Origin of the sequence: Maribacter zhoushanensis (assembly GCF_029350975.1) — a bacterium.
Lineage (GTDB): Bacteria > Bacteroidota > Bacteroidia > Flavobacteriales > Flavobacteriaceae > Maribacter > Maribacter zhoushanensis.
Genome location: NZ_JARKMR010000001.1, coordinates 856,266 through 874,406, shown reverse-complemented (window position 1 = coordinate 874,406; position 18,141 = coordinate 856,266). Strand labels below are relative to the sequence as shown.

Here is an 18,141-nt window from a genome sequence, read left to right as displayed (position 1 = left end):
ACATCAATTAAATTATTTTTTTTGGTTTTTAATTTTCAGCAAGCTCATCAGGTACTACCTCGTTCCATACCTTAATTTTCTCACCTTCTTTTATACCAGAATTGATCTGTACATGAATACCATCGCTTATACCCAACTCAATATCCCTTCTTTCAAATTCTTGATCACCCGTAGCAATTTCTACAAATGGTTTTTTGGTTTTATCATCAAACTGCACCAAAGCTTCTTTTACCGCCAAAACGCTGTCTGCACGTGCTAAAATAATTGATGCATTGGCGCTTAAGCCTGCTCTGATAAATATTGAATCTTGCTTTTTAAGTGTACCTTTTATTTCGAATTGAATAGCTCCGTTTTCTTCATTTCCTTTTGGAGCGATATAATCTAGAACAGCATCGAATACTTTGTCTTCTATAGCGCCAACAGTTATTTCTAACGGAAGATTCTCTTTTATTTTACCAACTTCAGACTCGTCTACCTTTCCTTCAAATATCATTTTATCTACATCTGCAATTGCAGCAATAGTAGTACCCTCATTAAAATTATTACTTTCAATGACCTGATTACCTACTTCAACCGGTACTTCTAAGACCATACCACTAACCGTCGCTCTAATTTGTGTATTGGCGGCATTACCGTACCCAGATGTAGTTCCCGTTTTTACAATATCATATCTTTTATTGGCTGAACCATAAGACTGTTTAGATTGGTCATATGTTACTTGTGCACGTTCTAAATCTACTTTTGAAATAACACCTTTAGCAAACAATCCTTTTTGACGTTCCAGATTTCGTAATTGATCATCTAAATTTATTTTAGCTTCATCAATGTTATTTCTAGCGTCGTTCAAAGCACTTAAATTTGGCACTACTTTTATGGTACATAATAAATCGCCAGACTTTACATAGTCCCCACCTTCCACAAATATCTTTTCTATTACTCCTGAAATATTCGGCTTAATAAGCACTTCTTCTAAGGGAAGAATACTACCCGTAGCCATCGTCTTTTTAATTATGGTTTGCTTGGTAGGTTCTTCAGTATCATATACCACAGGATCTTCTGCATTCTTGGAATACAAATAGAACATAGAGCCACCGAAGGCTAATACGATAATAAGCAGGATTACAATTGTTGTTGACTTTTTCATTTTGCGATTGGTTATATTTTGTTGATGAATTTATTCTGTTCTTAAAGCTTCTATTGGTCTTATTTTGATGGCACTTTGCGCAGGTATGAAACCTGCTAACAATCCAGAGAATATTAAAATGATTAAAGCACTTACCACTACACCTAAACTTACACTAGGGTTTACAAACATGTCTACCGGACCAACGGAATCCAATACCGCATTTACACCATAGATAAATGCCGCACCGAAAACAATACCGATCATTCCCGATATAATTGTTAAGAAGATAGACTCCATTAAAATCTGTTTTTTAATAGACCAAGGTGCTTCGCCCAAAGCTCTGCGAATACCAATTTCTTTGGTTCTTTCCTTAATTACAATAAGCATTATATTACTGACCCCAATTATACCCGACAGGAGTACTAGCACACCCACAAAGTAAGCGACCCAACGTAATGCACCGAACAAGCTTTCTACACGATTGTATTGTTCGTACAGATCAAAATACCCAACGGCACGTTTATCATCTGGGTGAACTTTTCTTTTCTCTTTTACAACACTTACTATTTTCTCTTTAAGTTTAGATATAGAATTACCATCTAGTGCGGTAATTGCCATCCACCCCACATCATTGCCCATATTAAAAGCCTGTGAGAATGACGTAAAAGGAACATAAATTTCTTTCTGACCTTCTTCCCCACCGCCATCATCTTTCTTTTGGTAGGTACCCACCACCATAAAGTTTACACCTTGTATTTTTACGTAAGTACCCAATACAGTTTCGCCTTGGTCATATAATTCATTTTTTACACCATCGCCGATAATCGCTACTTTTCTTTTGTCTTGAATGTCATTATGATTGACAAACCTCCCAGAAGTTATGGTCATAGGCTCTTGACGTATTATTTCGGGATAATCTCCATAAACATTAAAAGCTCCTGTCTTTAAACCACGCACCACATTATTACCTCCACCAAATCCGCCCAACTGATTTCGGGGAGAAATGAATCTTAAATTAGGGACGTTATCTTTTATTGCCTGTACATCTTCTAATTTAAAACTAAAGCGCCTACCCTTTGGCAAACCTTTATAGGACATAGTTGTATTACGTGACCACATGAACATGGTATTGGTAGCGATATCACCAAAATCTGCACGAATACCGTTCTCCAAACCTTTACCAGCTGCTAGTAGAATAATTAAAATGAATATACCCCAACCTACGCCAAAAGAAGTAGCCAATGTTCTAAATACATTGCTAGATAATACTTCTAAGATTTCTTTCCACCGGTCTCTATTGAACATGGTACATCTTAATTAATTATACGTTTGCTTTTATTTATTATTCGTCTCTTAATGCCTCTATTACATGAATTTTAGCCGCTCGCCATGCGGGAAAAAATCCTGCAATCGCTCCAGCAAAAATCAAGACAAATACTGTGGTCAATGCGACATTGAAATTCACTGAGGGATTTAAAACATAATCCACCTCTACATGCGGACCTACAATTTCTAACAGACCCATGCTTAATATGAGACCTGTAAAGCCTGCTATCGCAGTTATAAAAATGGCTTCGTGCAAAATCATACCAACAATAGACCATGGCTTAGCACCCAAAGCTTTACGAATACCAATCTCTCTTGTACGTTCCTTAACTACAATAAGCATTATATTACTTACCCCTACTATACCCGCAATTATGGTACATACCCCAACGAACCAAAAGAAAAATTTTATACCGCCCATTAAAGCATAAAAGCGTTTGGCTTCCTCCATTGGGTTATATACTTGAATAGCACTAGTATCTTCTGGCGCGACGGTATGCGCATTCTGCAAATACGATTTTAATTCATTTTTAAATTTTATGGATTGTGCTACGGCAGTTTCAAAATCATCTACCGGAGGCAAGGTATAGGAAAGGTTATTCAAATGATCGGCTCCATTAAATACTTGTTGGGCAGTGCTTACCGGTATATAAATGCGATCCTCTTCACGTTCACCGCCAATATCACCATAAACCCCAACAATCTTAAAAGGAATGCCAGACAGGTCTAAAAACTCTCCTATAGGACTTTCTAACGCATGAAATACTTCTCGATTGATCTTATTACTAATTATAGCGACTTTTGCCTTGGCATCTACATCTTGTTGGTTTAGAAACCTACCCAAAGTCATATACTCATTTTCAATAAACTGAAACTGGTGAGAGACACCTTGTACATTATAAGCTAAAGCTTCATTACCATAATTTACAAATACACCTCTAACAAAAAGTCTAGGCGATTTATTCTCAATTTGATCTTCGAACAAAGCACCTGCCATATCATAATTTTCATTTCGGAACTGGATAGGTCTACCTGGGTTCATACCCTTATAACCAATAGTGGTTACACCAGGCCAGACCCAAACACTGGTAGCGGCATCTTGCTCAAACTCTTTGGCGATACCATTTTGCATGCCTTGACCAAAACCCAATAAAATAACTAGAATGAAAATTCCTGAAGCAACGGAAAGTCCTGTGAGAAAAGTGCGTAACTTATTCTTGCGAATAGTATCGAAAATTTCTTGCCAACGTTCTAAGTCGAACATAAGATTGATTGATTAGTTTGATTGATTGATGAGCGTGATACAACTATCACACAATCATAAGACTAACCAAGTAGAAGATTGTTACACTTTTTATGTAAAAAAATATAAAAAAAGATTTAAGACCTCATTTTCCTGTAGATAAAATAGAAAAGACCCGCTACTAAAACGTAGGGTATAGCCATTAAATAAACAATACCATTATTAATACCTTCAGCAGCCTTGCCAGAAGATTCACTTTCCAAAACTGCTCTGCACATAGCACATTGCGCCTCTGCATCTATAGGAATCAAAAGAAGCACTACTACCACCAATAAGATTAATCGTTTAGTATGCATAGTAAGGAGATATCATTAAATAAACTACTACACCGGTAACAGCAACGTACAACCACACCGGAAATGTATACTTTGCTAAAGCCCTGTGCTCTTCAAATTTCTTTAAATACGCCATAGCATACGTTCTTAAAACCAACGGTATTAATGCGATAGACAGCACAATATGGGTAATTAAAATAAAGTAATACACATATTTAATTGCACCCTCACCACCATAGCTGGTAGAATCTGAGGTCATGTGATACCCAATATACATTACAAGAAACATCAAAGACAAAGCTATATTGGTCGTCATTAAATTCTGATGCAATTTTTCGTTTCCATTTTTAATTGCCCAAACAGCAACTAACAATAAAACTGCAGTTATTCCATTTATAGTAGCATAAATTGGAGGCAAAAAGGAAAGCGGCTCAACATTGGGTAATTTTACCCCAAAAAGAATAGCCACAACAATTGGTATAATAATAGAAACTACTGTTATTAACCTATTAAATTTCTTCTCCTCCTTAGCACTAGTCTGCATATCCTTATTCTTCTAACAATTTCTGAATATCAATTTTTAAAATACCAATTTCTTCGGTTTCTCCTTGATCGTTCACTCCTTTTTCTTCCAAAATGGCTCCTCGGTAATACACTATAGGATTTCCAAACTCATCTATTCTTGATCGCAAATAACCTTCTTTGTCCACTAAGGCAAATAAACCCGAATGTTCAAAACCACCTGGCACATCTGGCATTTCAGCAGCAAAAATATTAAATCCTGAATTTGCCAGTTGATAAATACCATCATGATCACCCGTCATTAAATTCCAATTTGAATCATTAATGCCATACTTTTCTTCATAAGCTCTTAAAATCTGTGGTGTATCAAAATCTGGAGTAATACTAAATGATGCTATTGCAAAGTCATTAGCACCCTTAAAATGCTCCTGTACATCTACTAGGTTAGTTGTCATCACAGGACAAATACTTGGGCATCTGGTAAAAAAGAAATCTACAACATAGACCTTACCTAAATAATCTTTGTCGGACACCAGAACACTATCTTGATTTATAAATTCGAAAGATGGCACTTTACGTCGTTTGCCATCTAACAAAATATAACCCAACTTTTCATCACCAGCATCTTTACCTTCTGAATTTAATCTATCATTTTCAACAACAGAACCAGAAGACAATCTATCTACAATTCTTGGTATTACAATGATTCCAAAAATTAGAACAATTAAAGAAACCCAAACGTATGTATATTTCTTATTCATTATTTAGAACGTTCTGCATTATTCTTCTTTAAGGCAAGACGGTATTCCGCTAAAATGATTTTTACATCATCTACCATTTTATTGTTTAAATCTGATACCAAAGTAGAATTGAAACCATATTTGGTCCCATCATCTTCATCATCAGACCTTCCTCTTAAAGTTAAATCCTTGTCAATAATAAATACATAGGGCGTACTATTTTTGGCATCTAACTCAATATCTGTTTTAAGGCTATTGAAAAGATTCTTAATCTCTTCATCACTAGCATATACAAATTTCCATTTATCATTGTCAGCTAAGGTTGCCAACTCTTTTTTAAGTGCATCAACTTCATCATTAGTATCATCAGCCACCAACATTACAAATTGAAAGTCTGTAAACTCGTAAAAGCGTTTGTATATCTTTTGATTCAAATTAAAGGCATTCCCCTTTCTGCCTTCAACATCAGAACCTAAAAAGCCCAATACCGTAATTTTATCTTTAAATTGAGTTTGATCAGAGAAATGAAGTTCTTCAACATTTTTGGTCAGCTGAGACAATTTACCAAAGTTGGTAACGCCAGAGGCAAAGAATAAATATGCTACTATTGGCAGCACAAACAAGACAACAAGAACAAAAGTCTTTTTCATAAACAAGGAAGACAGATTACTGAAACCTTTTCAGAAGTTTCAATAGCGATAATCATTAAATTACAAACTATACAAAAATAAAAAAGACGGTTGTAAAACCGTCTTTTAATACTGTTAATTATAACTTAGAAGTTCCAGCTTACAAAGCCATCTTTATATACGTTATAAATATAATCTGCTTCTACTAGAAGTATAAATGTCAAATAAATAACCAAGAATATTGGTGTCCAAACTATCGCTCTTCTTAGTGCAGACTTCTCATCACGTAAGTGCATAAAGTCCCATGCAATATAATAAGCCTTAACCAAAGTTAAGATAATGAAAATCCAGTTAATCAACTTCATTCCCAATACATAAGTATCGGTCAAAGATTCTGGCTTAATAATACCTAATACTACTTCTACAGCAGTAATTAAGGTTAAAAAAGCTAATACTCCCCAGATTTTCTGTGTGTTAGATTTGAACTTTACAAGTCCTCTAAAAATTTCTAATTTATGTCCGTCTGCCATTTTACTTTAATCTAAAATTCTTTATACAGTAATGCTGTTTATTTCTATAAGGATTATACTAAGTAGAAGAATGTAAATACGAATACCCAAACTAAATCTACAAAGTGCCAATATAAACCAACTTTCTCTACCATTTCATAATGTCCTCTTCTCTCATAAGTACCTAGAATAACATTAAAGAAAATGATAATGTTAATTACTACACCTGAGAATACGTGGAAACCGTGAAAACCTGTGATAAAGAAAAAGAAGTCAGCAAAAAGTCTACTTCCGTATTCATTATGAATCAAATTAGCACCTTCAACAACTTGTGTAGCCTCCGCCAATTTAGCTAATGAAGCTTTTCTATCTAATAATGTCTTTTCTCCTTCTTCATTGATTACTTCAGTTCTAATCAAAATATTAGAATCGGCTTTAAAACCTTTAACTACCTCTTCTAAAGAAACGCTAGTTAATGCTGGCTCTTGATAAAACCAAATTCCGTTTTTTCTTTCATGTACAGTTCTATCACCAGGTATAGACGCTGCAAAATCAGACAACGCTGCTCTTTCGCCTGTATCAGCTTTTACAAATTGTAAAATTCTACCACCTTTAGTTTCTAGAGCTCCAAAGTCTCCTTTAATAAAAGTACCCCATTCCCAAGCTTGAGAACCAACGAATATAATACCTCCGATTACAGTAGCGAACATATACCATGTCACTGCATTCTTTTTCATCTTATGACCAGCATCAACTGCCAATACCATGGTAACAGATGACATAATAAGAATAAAAGTCATAAAGGCAACATATATCATGGGATAATTACCATGAAATAAAGGAACGTGTGTAAACACCTCGTCCGCTATTGGCCATGTTTCAATAAATTTAAATCTTGAAAAGCCGTATGCTGCTAAAAATCCAGAGAAAGTTAACGCATCCGATACAAGGAAAAACCACATCATCATTTTTCCATAGCTTGCTCCTAAAGGCTGATTGCCACCACCCCATACGCTTGTTTCCGTTCCCGTAGTCACCGTAGAATTCATATACTAATTATCGTTTTAATAAAACTTTAGCAAATTTACATTTTTTTGAACTATTTAAAAACGCAATTTGACCCAAAACTAACTTTGATTCGTTTTTTATTTCACAAAGAACATAAATAACACCAAATAGACCCATAAGAAATCTAAGAAATGCCAAAATGTTGCCCCTAAGGTAACACCTAAATAGTTCTCTTTACTATATTTTCCTTTGTTTTGATTATACAATACCACCAATAAAGAAATCATACCCGCAACAACATGCACCACATGCACCATCGCTATTAAAAAAATGTACGATACTTTAATGCTACTTGTAGGTCCAGTAAAGTAATACCCTCCCGCAACCATCTGAGAAAACCCTGAAAATTGCAAAAAGATAAAAAGAACTCCTAAACCTAACGTAATCCACAACCATTTAGTACCGCTAGCATTTTCACCATCTTTTATGGCTTTTTTTGCAAGCATATAACTAATACTACTTATAATGATAACAATGGTACTGTAAAGAAAAGCATCTGGCAGCGCAACATCACTTGACCAATCTTCTCTTGAACTACTTACAATGTAAGCACTTGTCCACCCTGCAAAACCCATTAATAAGCTAATAATTCCAAACCAAAGCATCATCTTCTTTGCCCTAGCATTCTTCTCTGCCTCCGTACCTTGTGTTAAATCCATAATTAAGCTAAAAATTTATCTATTACGTATACTATCTGCATCAGTGTTATATAACTTACACTTGCCAACATTAATTTTCTTGCAGATACATTATCTCTCTTTCTGTACAACTGAAAAGCGAATGCTAACATCACCGCGCCCATTAAAAAGATTAGTACGGCAGATACGACAGATAATTGCAATCTACCCGTTATTCCAAATACAGGAATAATTGAAACCGCCATCATCCAAATAGTATACATTATTATTTGCAGCACAGTCGCCGCATCTTTCTTTCCTGTAGGTAACATTTTAAATCCGCCAGCCCTATAGTCATCATCTAACATCCACCCTAAAGCCCAAAAATGCGGAAATTGCCAGAAAAACTGTATCATAAACAAGGTACCTGGTTCTATACCAAAATCATCTGTAGCCGCTACCCAACCTAACATAAATGGAATTGCTCCAGGAATTGCCCCAACAAAAACCGCCAAAGGGGTTATCGTTTTCAACGGGGTATAAACACTGGTGTATAAAAAAATGGATATTGCCCCAAACATTGCCGTCTTAGGGTTTAATAAATACAATGAAAAAATACCCAGTAATGTTAAAACAATGGCTAAGCTCATAGCCGTATTCACCGTCATACGACCTGCAGGAATAGGTCTATTTTTAGTACGCTTCATTAAAACGTCTAAATCTTTTTCAATAACTTGATTATAAGCATTACTGGCACCTACCATACAATAACCGCCAAATGCCAATAACAGCACTTGCACCCATTGTATCTCAAATGCACCAAGAAAATAGCCTGCTATAGAAGAAAAAACGACACTAATAGCCAATCTAGCTTTGGTAATCTCCTTAAAATCGGCAAGAATCAATGCAAAAGCACTTTCTTTTTCCGAACCAACAGCCGTTTTCATACTCATTTTTATAGATCTGCAAAGATAACCCCCAAGTCATATTTCTGCAACCTAAAAGCTTTATTTCTAGTATTATTGAAAGCGCTCTTATCTATACTATTCAACAATGGCAGAAATGACACCACAACACTAGCCATTATAAAGTCAACTAACTTAGAAAAATATGGCACAAAAAAAATCCCGAGCAGTTTGCTCGGGATTTTTATATTTATTGAAATAGTAACTAAATACTATTGTAATTTAAAGTTGATCGGAATACTAAAAGGAACACGTACCGCTCTACCTCTCTGCTTACCAGGAGTCATTTTTGGCAACTTACCGATAATTCTTGCAGCTTCTTTTTCTAAGTTTTTATCTGGTCCACGCATTCTTACGTTACCGATGCTTCCATCTTTTTGAATAACGAACATTACACTTACTCTACCTTGAACACCCATTTCTTGAGCAATTTCTGGATAACGGAAGTTTTTACCAATGTGCTTTTGAATCATTTTGTTGAAACAAGCTCTTTTATCGCTCTCGTTTTCACAACCAGGAAAAACAGGTACATCTTCAATAACTGCGAAAGGTACATCTACGTCTTCTTCAATTTCATCTACAACAACGTCTTCAACCTCAACAATTTCTTCTTCTTGACTAGTTTCAGTAGACTCGATTACAGTTTCTTCAACCTCTTCTTCATCTTCTACAACCTCAATAATCTCTGGTGCAGCCGGTGGCGGTGGAGGTGGTGGAGTTTTAATCTGTTCTGTCATTGGAACTTCTTCATCTAAAAGATCATCCACATTCATAGAAATATCATAATCATTCACCTCATCATAGGTTTTCCATTCAAATGCTACGTAAGTAAATAGCATTACTGCAAACAAACCAATAACGAAATAAAGACTGCTGTTCTTTGTTAAATCCGCTTTAGGATTTTTTTTCGGTTCCATATATATTCAATTTAGTGATTGCTAATTTAACTAATTAATCCATAAATATGCAACTAAAATTTTCATTTTAACGAGGGCACCCGAAAAAACAGAAATCTAACAGCCAACATTCCTACAATAGCTCCGGTAGAATTTGCCAATGCATCTAGCGGATCGCCGTGTCTATCAGAAGTTGCAACATGTTGTATCACTTCAATAATTATGCCGTACACTACAGCAAATAAAACAATGTACCACAATAACTTAGACCTACCGACAACCTGTTCCCTACTCTTAGGTATTGCCAAGTAACCCAACACCACCATAACAGAATAGAAGGTAAAATGTACGAACTTATCCATATGCGGAATATTGAACCTTGAGGTGCCAATTCCTGAAAAAGAAAATAAGCTGGAAAATGTTACAAACATCATCCAGCTTATGAAAAGTACTTTATAAATAGTGTTTTTAACCACCAATAATCTCTTTATATGCAGCATCGCTCAACAAATCTTCTAGTTCGCTAGCATCGCTAAATTTAATTTTCACCATCCAACCATCACCGTAAGGATCACTATTCACCTTTTCCGGCTCATCTTCTAGCGCTTCGTTGAACTCAACAATTTCCCCAGATAAAGGAGAAAATAAGTCAGAAACAGTTTTTACAGCTTCAACCGTACCAAAGATTGCTTCACGATCTAAAGTCTCATCAAGTGTATCTACTTCAACATAAACAATATCACCTAATTCACCTTGTGCGAAATCTGTAATACCCACAATGGCAACATCACCTTCTATCTTCACCCACTCGTGATCTTTTGTATATTTTAATTCAGCTGGTATATTCATTATAATCGTTTATTATTTTTTACTTCGGCAAATGTAAAGTTTTCAACTTAGGTTATCAAAACATTTATTAATGTTAATATATGTTTATGAAGGGTTCATATAATACGTACCCAAATTATAAGGAACCGTAATATTAGTTACCAAAGTTATAACGAATTGTAAAACCGGTATTAATTGTAGTTTGCGGAAATGCCGTTGAAACAGCAAACTTAGAGAACGAATGATCATAAAAGAACAAAGCATTTAAGTTCTTACTTAAGGCATAATCTGCAGTAAACTTCAATGACATTAGATTTTGACCAGAGGTAATCTGATTATTATTGATATCTAGATTTCTAATAATAGTAATGTTATCTCGCAATGTTAAATCAGCTTTCAGGTTTAAATCGCCCTTTAACCTTGTTTTGTTCCCACCTATATTAGTTACAAATTTTACATCCTTAAAACGATACCCTAAACCAACTGTATACTCTTTACCATTGATTTCGGTCATTAAATCATTATCAAAACTTAATGACAATGCCCTATCTGTTCTAACCTCTGCTAAAACACTTACAGAATTCTTCATTTCAAAATCTACACGTATTAGCGGGTTGAACTGATCCGTAAGTACCACGTTGTTTAAAATTAAATCTGGTAAAATATCAAGGTTCTCAGCATTAATAGCATCTTGACCATCTTTAATCAATTGCACTTTTTCTAAATTCGTCTGATATGAGTTAATACTATATGATGCGCGATACCCATGACTTAAAGAAAAACGTTTGAATTTCTTTTTAAACCACTTGCTCTTCATTAAACCGGTATACTTAATACTCCAGTTAGGTATTGGAATATCTCTAAACGTATCTAAGTTTACACGCTCAGCATCTTGCCCAGTATAGGCAGCAAAAAATGCAGGTAACAATACATCTTGTTGCGTTTTACCATATAATTGAGGAAAACCATCATCATCTAAATCACCAACAGGTTGCGATCGATCAGAAATCAATCTGTTCGCTATGGTAATTCTATTATCCTTAAATTGCTGAAAAGTACTTGAATCAAATTCATCACTCTTACCAAATGCAGTACCTATCATCATAGTAGAAATACTAAAACTACCATAGTTATTACCTAACTGAAGATTGTACTCTTGGTCAACAACATTAAAATTCTCTTGATAACTATCAGAATATTGCCTGTCCGCAACCAAATCAATAGTAATATCTTTAGTTGGTTGCGCAGTTGCGGTAATATTCAATTGTTTATTTGTTCTTTGGATGAATTGCTCATTAAATTCTTGAAAACCGGTTAACCAACCATTTCTAGCAGCTTCGTACCTAACATCTGCCTGACTACCGAACAAGAAACCAATGGTAGGTTTAGTTGTACCAACAAACCCAACAGATTGTGTATACCCAGGAAGCACAGTACCATTGTTTTCACTGTAGTTAAAATTCAGTCGTTTTACCATTGTAACAATATCAACAACGGTATTGAACAAATCACTTGTTTTACCTTTAATCTTTTCTTGATCTTCAGATAATGCGCCAGACTTATCTCTTCGTATTGGTCCTGCCGTAGAAGCCCTAGGAGCCTCACGCTTTTTAAGTCCAATCAGATCATAGAACTTCTGCATCGTCAAAGATGATGTTAATGTATGCGTGTTCGCATTTTGAACGGTATTAATATATTCACCAGCCACCTCAAACAATGCATCACCACCTCTTTGCCAGTCGAAATTACTAGTATATGAGTATTGTGTACTTATAAAATCTAAAGCAGGTATTTTTGAAAAAGGCACTTCATAATTCAGCTGCATTTGCTGAGAATGTCTATTTGGTTCACCTACATCAAAGAAGCCGTCCCATAAACCTAATTCATTTCTAATTCTATCTATTGACTCTACAGGCTCATCTTCATTTAAATAGTTTCTAACAATGTTATTGTTTGACCCCGTTAAGTTTAATCGCAATGATTTTGTCAAATTATAATTGACGGCATACTGCCAATTAAATAAATAATTACGCTGTTGAAGCTCTGGCAATTCTATTCTATCTTCACCATCTGTATACACATCCCTAAAACGTTGTGCGTTAAACTGCCTATTGATATTAGAAGTGATGCCAACATTTGAAGGCAACAAATTCAGATTTAAATCTTTTAACCATTGCCAGTACTTACCCGTAAAAAGTGAATCTTTTTTAGCAAAAGGAGCAACCTCTACCGGCTCAAAACTGTGATTATACACAAAACCAGTATTTACATTCTGCTCTTTTAACTCGGCAATTTCAAAATCTCTATGATCAGTTTCGTTGTAACTGTAGTTAAACGTAAAGTTTTCTATATCGTAGAAATTGGCATCTGCTTCTTCACCACGATCTTTACGAACACCAATTAAGTTGATACTGGTACGTTTTGTATAATCTTCAGCTTGCTCCAATACCTCATCTTTACCTTCTTGGGTATCTTCGGCCGCAATTCTATCGTCTAGTTTTAAATCATCATAAACAGGATCAAACTCCGGAGTAATCAATTGCTCTGAAATTCCGTAATTGAACGGTAATTGAATTCCCCACTTTTTAGGAAGCAATTGCCCAACATTAACATTGGTTACGACATCATAAGAAACGGCATCTTCACGGGCACGTTCATTTGGCATTTGATCTATAGATCCAAAACCAGAAGTACTTTTACTACCTGTAGCACTAAAGTTGGCAAAATCTGCAATATTACCATCTACTGCGGCAATTGCGGCCCAGCCACCATTATTATCCAAACCAGCAAGACGAAGTTCATTAAACCAAACCTCACCTCTTGCCGGTAAAATATCTTGGTTTTTAACACCCACCATCATAGTACGTATACTACCTAAAGACGGATTACCTTTTATACCGATACGAATTCTACCAGGAGTACGAACATCAAACTCGCCAACAGGAATCACTTCATCATTTTCAATTTCAAAGAAACGAACATCATTTAAATCACCATCTGCAATCCATTGCGATTTCACTTTCGTTAAATCACTTAGTAAAATATTCATCTCATTATTCTCCGGCCATATTTCATCATCTGCAACTGCAGTAAAAGGCGTAAACTCTAATGGCAATTCTATTTGATAGTAGTTTTGGGTAAAATCCGTACCCATACGCAAGAAACCAACTAAAGGCGTAGAGGTATCTGCATAATCGCTATCTATAATTTTCTCGGCATGAATGAACATTTTTAACTTCTCATACTGACGAATATCAACATTCAAATTCTTAAATACACCACGTGAATCTTCAGACTCTAAATTAGATACAGTTAGAGAAAGAGATTGCTCATTTTGGCGTATAATAGTATTGTTATTATTCAACTGCTCTCTCACAACACCAGGAGGCAACACATATGGTATTGGTGTTCTACTACTATTTTCTTCAATGTTAACCGTATTTACATCTAAAGTAGTACCATCATCAGACGGATCACTATCAATATTTGTATCTTGTAAAGTATTGGTATACGTACGCCAATCTCCCCTAACTAAATCTAAAGTTGCAAAACGTAATATAGTAGGACTATTAAACCCTGTCATATACATACGCATAAAACTAATAGACCTAAAATCTGTAATACCACCAATTGCATCTGTAAAGTCGCTCAATGGAATTTTGTACTGGATCCAACGGTAATTGACATCATCTCCATTAGGTATTCTAATATCTCCACTAGCGGTACCCTCAATGATATCAGTTACGTATTCATCATTAATGGTCGTATTCGGCTTTATAGCAATACGGTACTCATAGTAACTGTTGACCGTATTCATGGTTAAATCTCTATCTACATCTTCCACATCCGGCAATGTAGTAGAACCTCTATCCGTGTTTGTTACCGTTACGGGTGAGTTACCTTGTGGGTTATTGAAATCTAAGTATCTATCTAAAATACTACCATCTCTATTTAAATAATAGCCGTAGTTATCCAAAGCAGGGTCATTACCGCCGTTATTGGTATATACATCTGCTTCTCGAACATCATCTAAACCATCAAAACCAATATCCTGTAAACCTCTATTGTTTTCATCAGCATCAAAAGCATATACTAATGATTGTGTTGCAGGCACTTCACCCCAAGAGGTAGGGGAAACGAAATCATTGCTATCCACTCCTGGCAATCCGTTTTCATATTGCTTTTTACCGTCACGCAGTATATCTTCAGAAATATTACCTAGGTTAAGCACTAGTTCTCCTGATCCATTAGCAATACCATCAACATAAGGATCCATTACCCAAAATTGAACAAACTCAACGTTACTCTGTTCAAAATCCGTACTACTCAAAGAACGCATCATACCACCCCATTTTTCAGTTGGAGCTTCAGTGTCAAAATCTGGATTATTATTATAAGGTCCTTTAGTATTTGGATAGTACACCATATCTAAGGTAGACTGTACTTGAGTTTGCCCTTGAGCAACATCTGTCTCTGGAAAAACCTCGTCAATATACACTCTACGCGTAGCATTAGTTGAAATATCATCGTCGCTAATCTCATCAGGTCTTTGTGTAGTAAAGAAAATTGGATCAATAGACCAAGATAACTTTGCCCTACCGTAACCGTTTAAAAGATTATTTGCATCTTCAGGAGAACTACCAAAAGGTTGGTCTCCGTTACCATATTCCAATGGCATACTCGCAAGAGACCAACCAAGGGATGCTCTAATATCTATTAATGCCTGTGCGCCTTCAAAATCATCTAAATATGTAGTAGTCTCACCTTCAAAATCAGCATTTTTAGGTGAACTAGGTATTAATGCCGCCATTTCTGCCCTTACCGAAATATTAGAAGGTACATCTGTATCAATATTTGGCAACTTATTCACCATACGTGTCAAGAAAGGCACTTCTGTAGAAAAGTTAGTGTTCAGTCCAAAAATAGTATTGTTTACAGACTCTACGCCATATGTAGATTTCTGCGTTAACGGTCGTTCGTTCATATTTAACAAGGTACCGCCCAAAACAAATTTTTCATTGAATTGATGCTCTACATTTACCCCAGTAAAACGACGTGTTTGCTGACCGAAAACTGCATTGTTCTCCACCGAAATATTAATAGGCACATTTGAAGCCTCTAAACTAGGATCTAAAATCTGCACCGTACCAGATTGGTAGTTTACCGTATAGTCAATACCCTCTTGCAATGTTCTACCATTTGCAGTAACCGTAACAGAACCTTGGGGTACATTAAATGCACCTATGGAAATACCATTACTACCTTCTGATTTGTATGAACCTTTTAACAAGAACTTATTTTTTTCTGGATCTTGTAATGCCGCCGTTTTGGTTAAAGCATACATATCTCTAAATACGTACTGCTCTTGGTTGGCATTATAACCAGAAGTAACATCATACTGACCACTATTACCATTTTGTAACTTTTCGTATAAATACTCTCCAAAAGGCTCAACTTTAGTAAAGATGATCCTACCGTTCTGTACATCTATAGTCTGCCCACTGATGAAATCAAAGAAACCATCACCACCGGGTTGAATATCATTATACACATTTAACCTATCTAGATTAAAAACATTTAAAAGAATAGTCTCTTCCAAACCTTCTGGCCAACCAGAACCCGGACCTTCTTCTACCGGAGTAATATAATTTCTTGAAGTAGGATCAGAATATAGAATATTCATCTTAAAATCTTCTTGACTTAAGCTATATGCACCAGTAGCATAAATGTTCTTCATCATCAAATCCCAAATAGGATCAGTGATATTGGTAATATTACTTTTAAGAAGTTTAAGTATTAATGTATTGTTTTCTATTACGGTACTAACATCTTGAGTAACCGTAGTTGCCTCTATACCTCCATTTGCAAATTCACCTACTTGGTATACCTGACCTTGAAAAGTATATTGATAAGCGACACCTAAAACCTCGTCATTACTTAAACGTTGGTTTAAAGAGATATAACCTAATTGCGTATTAAAATCGAAATCTCTACCCTGCTCCAGCTTTCTTGCATTTTCTAAATACGCATAATCAAAACCTTGGTTAGGAGAATATCCGCCTGCAAAACTACCGGCATTGAAACCACTTTCAACTGTGGCAATTTCCCTAATATTATCATTTAAAGCACCAGCATTAGTAAGTATTAAAGCCGGATCATAGTCATTGGCGTTGTTTCTAGGTCTTAAATCTGCAGGACCATTAAAGAAACCACTGCCACTACCACTATTTTGACCTACTCTAGTCTTTGTAATATCTGATTCCCCTAAATCTTGAATAGCTACAACATTACGTACATTCAATGTTTGCTGTGTTCTGTTCGTAATCCAAACCTCTATACGCGTAATCTGTACTTGACTTTGTATGTACGGGTAAGAAGAAAGTGCTTCATCATAATTATCCCTAAAATACTGTGCTAAGAAAAAGTGTCTATTTTCATCATAGTCCAAAGCGGTTAATGAGAAATCATTTAATGTACCACCACCTTGCGCTACAACCGTATTATTTTGTGAACGCTGCTCAGAAAATACCGCTGTTACCGAAGTTTTGCCAAATTGTAATTTAGTTTTTACACCAAATAGACTCTGTGCACCAGAAATCAACGAACTATTAAGTGGCATATTTACATTACCTACTTCTATAGATTGTATAATATCATCTTCAGTAGGGGTATAATCTAACTTTACAATATTTTGGAAATCAAAAGTTGCTTCGGTATCATAATTAGCGGTTACCTGTAAGCGCTCCCCTATTTGCCCTAGCATACTAAGACTAATACGCTGATCAAAATCAAAAGAAAGATTGGTTCTGTTTCTAGGCGATAAAGACGGATTGTCATTTTTCTGCCATATAACACCTAAATCCATTGCAACAGACCCTTGTGGGATTATCTCAATGGTATTACCACCAAAAATGGTAGAAAAGAAATCATTGTTTACATAGAAATTAGGAAGTAAGTTTTTACGTGCTTCTTCACTACCTTCTTTTTTTCCGGAATAGGCATCAGATTTCTCTTTAAAATATGATTTAATCCCTTCTTCCCTTATCAATTTGAAATATTGGTCTGGTGTAAGAATTATCGGATAACCGATATTAAAATCGCCAACACTCTCATTATAGATATAACGATCAAGTTCAGGGTCATAAATATATTTGGACACGATACTCTCAGGGTTCTGAATTAGAATTCTACCCAGATCATACCCAGTCTTTACCGAATCAATTTCCTGCTCTTCTGTTTCTTGCGCCATAACAGTTGTTATAGAAGCTAAAAACATAAAGAATGCAAAGATGCCCTTAAAAGAAATTTTAAGAAATTTAGTTACCCCGTTTTTCAAA

General features: G+C 35.5%; 15 protein-coding genes. All 15 read right to left on the bottom strand.

What is annotated here, in order from left to right; genetic code table 11:
• Positions 1-28: 28 nt before the first annotated feature.
• The 15 genes from PXD56_RS03605 to sov all read right to left on the bottom strand — a co-directional run bounded on the left by PXD56_RS03605 (position 29) and on the right by sov (position 18,140).
• On the bottom strand, positions 29-1,144 hold the full coding sequence (locus tag PXD56_RS03605; protein ID WP_276491983.1) for an efflux RND transporter periplasmic adaptor subunit: 1,116 nt from the start codon (positions 1,142-1,144) through the stop codon (positions 29-31).
• A gap of 30 nt (positions 1,145-1,174) precedes the next feature.
• Complete coding sequence (locus PXD56_RS03600) at positions 1,175-2,431, bottom strand: ABC transporter permease (RefSeq protein ID WP_276491982.1); 1,257 nt, start codon at positions 2,429-2,431, stop codon at positions 1,175-1,177.
• 37 nt (positions 2,432-2,468) lie between these two features.
• Entirely contained in the window at positions 2,469-3,716 is a 1,248-nt protein-coding gene (locus tag PXD56_RS03595) for an ABC transporter permease (RefSeq protein ID WP_276491981.1), read from the bottom strand.
• Positions 3,717-3,832: 116 nt separating this feature from the next.
• Positions 3,833-4,051, bottom strand: coding sequence for a hypothetical protein (locus tag PXD56_RS03590; protein ID WP_276491980.1), 219 nt, complete (start codon positions 4,049-4,051; stop codon positions 3,833-3,835).
• Positions 4,041-4,574: a DUF420 domain-containing protein gene (locus PXD56_RS03585; protein WP_276491979.1), complete on the bottom strand. Its 534-nt coding sequence runs from the start codon at positions 4,572-4,574 to the stop codon at positions 4,041-4,043. The genes PXD56_RS03590 and PXD56_RS03585 overlap by 11 nt, the downstream gene beginning before the upstream one ends.
• Before the next feature lie 4 nt (positions 4,575-4,578).
• The gene (locus PXD56_RS03580; RefSeq protein WP_276491978.1) at positions 4,579-5,313 is read right to left on the bottom strand and encodes an SCO family protein; all 735 of its coding nucleotides are present in this window, start codon (positions 5,311-5,313) and stop codon (positions 4,579-4,581) included.
• On the bottom strand, positions 5,313-5,942 hold the full coding sequence (locus tag PXD56_RS03575) for a thioredoxin domain-containing protein (protein WP_276491977.1): 630 nt from the start codon (positions 5,940-5,942) through the stop codon (positions 5,313-5,315). The genes PXD56_RS03580 and PXD56_RS03575 overlap by 1 nt, the downstream gene beginning before the upstream one ends.
• 125 nt (positions 5,943-6,067) lie before the next feature.
• Positions 6,068-6,451, bottom strand: a complete 384-nt coding sequence (locus PXD56_RS03570; protein WP_276491976.1) for a cytochrome C oxidase subunit IV family protein — start codon at positions 6,449-6,451, stop codon at positions 6,068-6,070.
• Between the two features lie 53 nt (positions 6,452-6,504).
• The gene (locus tag PXD56_RS03565) at positions 6,505-7,479 is read right to left on the bottom strand and encodes a cytochrome c oxidase subunit 3 (RefSeq protein ID WP_276491975.1); all 975 of its coding nucleotides are present in this window, start codon (positions 7,477-7,479) and stop codon (positions 6,505-6,507) included.
• Positions 7,480-7,575: 96 nt separating this feature from the next.
• Complete coding sequence (locus PXD56_RS03560) at positions 7,576-8,157, bottom strand: cytochrome c oxidase subunit 3 (protein ID WP_276491974.1); 582 nt, start codon at positions 8,155-8,157, stop codon at positions 7,576-7,578.
• Positions 8,158-8,159: 2 nt separating this feature from the next.
• Positions 8,160-9,062: a heme o synthase gene (cyoE, locus tag PXD56_RS03555; protein WP_276492510.1), complete on the bottom strand. Its 903-nt coding sequence runs from the start codon at positions 9,060-9,062 to the stop codon at positions 8,160-8,162.
• Positions 9,063-9,292: 230 nt separating this feature from the next.
• Entirely contained in the window at positions 9,293-9,997 is a 705-nt protein-coding gene (locus tag PXD56_RS03550) for an energy transducer TonB (RefSeq protein ID WP_036151915.1), read from the bottom strand.
• 62 nt (positions 9,998-10,059) lie between these two features.
• The gene (locus PXD56_RS03545; RefSeq protein WP_276492509.1) at positions 10,060-10,407 is read right to left on the bottom strand and encodes a VanZ family protein; all 348 of its coding nucleotides are present in this window, start codon (positions 10,405-10,407) and stop codon (positions 10,060-10,062) included.
• Between the two features lie 37 nt (positions 10,408-10,444).
• Positions 10,445-10,825, bottom strand: coding sequence for a glycine cleavage system protein GcvH (gcvH, locus tag PXD56_RS03540; RefSeq protein WP_276491973.1), 381 nt, complete (start codon positions 10,823-10,825; stop codon positions 10,445-10,447).
• A 133-nt stretch (positions 10,826-10,958) separates the two neighbouring features.
• A complete protein-coding gene (gene sov, locus PXD56_RS03535; RefSeq protein WP_476703477.1) occupies positions 10,959-18,140 on the bottom strand; it encodes a T9SS outer membrane translocon Sov/SprA in 7,182 nt (2,393 codons plus the stop codon).
• Between the last annotated feature and the right edge of the window lies 1 nt (position 18,141).